This is a genomic window from Campylobacter sp. 2018MI13 (assembly GCF_018501135.1).
In the GTDB taxonomy this organism is placed as follows: Bacteria; Campylobacterota; Campylobacteria; order Campylobacterales; family Campylobacteraceae; genus Campylobacter_E.
This window is the reverse complement of record NZ_JAHCZC010000160.1, coordinates 1-887: the sequence shown is the minus strand read 5'-3', so window position 1 is coordinate 887 and position 887 is coordinate 1. Positions and strand designations below refer to the sequence as shown.

At 21.2% G+C, this 887-nt stretch carries 1 protein-coding gene; it reads left to right on the top strand.

The genetic code is table 11. The features are described from left to right. On the top strand, positions 1-704 hold a 704-nt coding region (gene hemH, locus KJQ99_RS09435; RefSeq protein ID WP_214150672.1), incomplete at its 5' end, for a ferrochelatase. Positions 705-887: the final 183 nt, after the last annotated feature.

Here is an 887-nt window from a genome sequence, read left to right as displayed (position 1 = left end):
GTGATAAATTAAATTCTTTGCAAAAAGATTTTCATTTTGATTTTATATCAACTTATGTTCCGCCTTTTGCTAAAGAAGTCTTAGCTAAATATGATTTTAAAGATAATGATGAAATAATACTATTTCCTTTATATCCACATCATTCTATAACCACTACTACATCATCTTTACAAGATTTTTATAAAAATTTTGATAAAAAAATCAGTATAAAAGAAATACCTTATTTTTACCAAGATGAGCTTTATAATAATATTATTTTAAATGAGATACAAAAATATAAAAATATTGATTGCTTGATAATATCAGCACATTCTTTACCGATAAAAACTATAGAAAAGGGTGATATTTACGAAGAGCATATAAAAGAACATTTTGCTATATTAAAGGATAAATTACAAAACGATTTTAAAGAAATTAAATTAGCTTATCAGTCAAAATTAGGACCTGTAAAATGGTTAGAACCTGCACTTAGTGATGAATTAGATAAATTAGGCAATAAAAGTGTTTTAATATATCCATTATCATTTTGTATTGATTGTTCTGAAACTATTTTAGAATTAGATATTGAATATAGACATCAGTATAAAGGTGATTATAATGTGTGTAAATGTCCAAATGATAGTGAAGATTTTGCTAAATATATCTTAAGTAAATTGGAATTTGCAAATACTAATTTAAATTATGAAAGTCAAAATAAAATTTAAGCTTAAAATGATTTTTTATAACTAATATAAATAACTTATCAAAAGAATTTCAATAATTTTACTTGTTTATAATTGGTATCTTATTTATTCTTTACAATTTATATTAAGTTTTGAAATTCTTATTTCAATTTTTTAGATTTTATGGTATTTATAGATATATTTATTTGGAGTATAAAATAGTAG